The organism is Immundisolibacter sp. (genome assembly GCF_041625615.1).
GTDB lineage: Bacteria > Pseudomonadota > Gammaproteobacteria > Immundisolibacterales > Immundisolibacteraceae > Immundisolibacter.
In genome coordinates, this window is sequence record NZ_JBFJTF010000213.1 from 1 (window position 1) to 2,446 (window position 2,446).

At 73.4% G+C, this 2,446-nt stretch carries 2 protein-coding genes and 1 pseudogene; 2 read left to right on the forward strand and 1 reads right to left on the reverse strand.

The window, feature by feature from the left end:
- Positions 1-129 precede the first annotated feature (129 nt).
- The gene (locus ABYX71_RS11560; protein WP_372696644.1) at positions 130-1,368 is read left to right on the forward strand and encodes an ATP-binding protein; all 1,239 of its coding nucleotides are present in this window, start codon (positions 130-132) and stop codon (positions 1,366-1,368) included.
- A 1-nt stretch (position 1,369) separates the two neighbouring features.
- Positions 1,370-1,924, forward strand: a complete 555-nt coding sequence (locus ABYX71_RS11565; RefSeq protein ID WP_372696645.1) for a response regulator transcription factor — start codon at positions 1,370-1,372, stop codon at positions 1,922-1,924.
- A 112-nt stretch (positions 1,925-2,036) separates the two neighbouring features.
- Here ABYX71_RS11565 and ABYX71_RS11570 read toward each other — a convergent pair.
- Positions 2,037-2,446, reverse strand: a pseudogene (locus ABYX71_RS11570) (peptidase M16); the annotation flags it as partial.

Below are 2,446 nucleotides of genomic sequence, written 5' to 3' on the forward strand. Positions count from 1 at the left end.
CCCGGCGCCTTGGCGGCGCCGCCAAGGCGCAACCCCCGGGGAGTCGGCCCGCGACACCATGCCGCAGCGTGCCCCGCTGGCCGGACACTAAAATGTGTCCTTGGCTCCCGGCCGGCACGACCTGACCCCATGTCCACCGTATCCCCGTCCAGCGCCCTGCTGCTGGTACACCTGCGCAGCGTGGCACTGGCCACCCAGGCGACGGCCGTTGTGCTGGCGGCCTTCGTCCTGCACATGCCGCTGCCGCTGGCCGCCGACGCCCTGATCCTGGGCCTGCCGGCCGCCATGAATGCCGCCGCCTGGTGGCAGGCCAGGCGCGGCGTGGAGCCGTCGGCCTGGCAACTGACGGCCCAGCTGGCGCTGGACGTGGTCGGCCTGACGGCCTTCCTCTACCTGAACGGTGGCTACGCCAACCCGTTCGCGTCGCTGTTTTTGCTGCCGCTGGCGGTGGCCGCCACCGTGCTGCCGATGCGCCACACCGCCGGCCTGACCGCCCTGGTCGTGGCCGGCTACACGCTGGTGATGTTCGCCTACCGACCGCTGCCGCACTACCACGGCAGCCTCGGCGACAGCTTCGACCTGCACCTGCTGGGCATGTGGCTGAGCCTGGTGGCGGCGGCGCTGATCATCGCCGTGTTCGTAGCCCGCCTGGCCACCGCCCTGCGGACCCGTGAAGCGCACCTGGCGCGCCTGCGCGAGAGCGCGCTGCGCAGCGAACAGCTGGCCTCGCTGGGCGCGCTGGCCGCCGGCACCGCCCATGAACTGGGCACGCCGCTGTCGACCATGGCGGTGCTGGTGGGCGAGCTGCGCGCGCAGGCGCCGGCCGACCAGCGGGAGGACCTGACACTGCTGGCGCAGCAGATCGACCGCTGCCGCACCGTGCTCACCCGCAACCTGACGGCCACCGGCCAGGACCGTGCCGAGGGCGCCGGCCGCCAGGCCGTCGACGCCTGGCTGGCTGCTTTGCTCGACGGCTGGCAGCAGACGCGGCCCGGCACCCGCCTGCGCCAGACCCTGGCCGGCGAGGGCACGCCGCCGCCGGTAGTGGCCGACGACACGCTGCGCCAGGCGCTGTGCAACCTGCTCGACAACGCCGCCGACACCGGCAGCGTGGTCGAGCTGTCGGCGCACTGGGACCGCCAGGCGCTGACCATCGAGGTCGGCGACCGCGGCGACGGCATCGCGCACGCGCTGTCGCCCCGCCTGGGTCAGCCCTTCGTCACCGACAAGCCGCGCGGCCTGGGGCTTGGCGTCTATCTCGCCCACAACGTCATCGAGCGCCTGGGCGGCCGGCTGGCCATCGGCGCCCGCGACGGCGGCGGCACGCTGGCGCAGGTGTGGCTGCCGCTGACCGGCCTGGCGGCCTGACATGCCCTCGTCGCCCCCGACCGAATCGCCGCAGCTGCTGCTGGTGGACGACGACGACGCCTTCGGCCAGGTGCTGGCCACGGCGCTCGGTCGGCGCGGGTTCCGGGTGCAACGGGCCGACAGCCTGCAGGCCGCCCAGGCCCTGTTGCCGACGCTGGAAGCCACGCACGCGGTGATCGACCTGCGCCTTGGCGACGGCAATGGCCTGGATCTGGTGCCGCAGCTGCTGCAACGATGCCCGGACATGCGCATCGTCGTGCTCAGTGGCTACGCCAGCATCCCCACCGCCATCGACGCCATCAAGCTCGGCGCCACCTATTACCTGGCCAAGCCGATCGATGCCGAGGCCGTGGTACGGGCGTTCGACGGCAGCCCGGCGCCGGCGCAACCCAGCCCGCCGCCGCTGCAGCCGCCGTCGGTCCGGCGTATCGAGTGGGAACACATCCAGCGCGTGCTAAGGGACTGCCACGGCAACGTTTCCGCCGCCGCGCGGGCACTGCGCATGCACCGGCGCACGCTGCAGCGCAAGCTCAGCAAGCGCAGCGGCGGCCTTTAGGGCACGCGCCGTCGGATCATCGAGCGCCGCGCGCCCCGAAAACGCCACCCGATCCAGCAGCCCCGCCGGCAGGGGCATGCGCCCTGCGTGAACCGGGTGGCCGCCGGCCGCGCTACAGCCGGACCGCCGTCAGCCCGAGCTCCCCGGCGCGCTGCAGGTTGGCCTGGCTGGTGATCACCGCGGTACTGGCCCGCGCGGGCACCAGGTAGGCCGCCGCCACCCGGCGCAGGTCGTCCAGCGTCACGTCCAGCACCGCTTGCCGATACGCCTGGCGCGCCGCGTCGCTGCGCCCGAACAGCCCGGCATGAAACGCCCGACGTGCCTCGCCGGCCGGCGAGGCCGGCCGATCGATGCCACCGATCACGCCCAGGATGGCTTCCTCCACTGCCCGTGACGGGTGACCGTCACCGTGCAGCCAGTCCAATGCCCGGTCGAAGTCGGCCAGCGTGTCGGCCAGACGCGGGTCACGGTAGCTGTAGAACCGGAACGCGCCGCTGTCGGCATCGAAACTGGCGCCGCCCC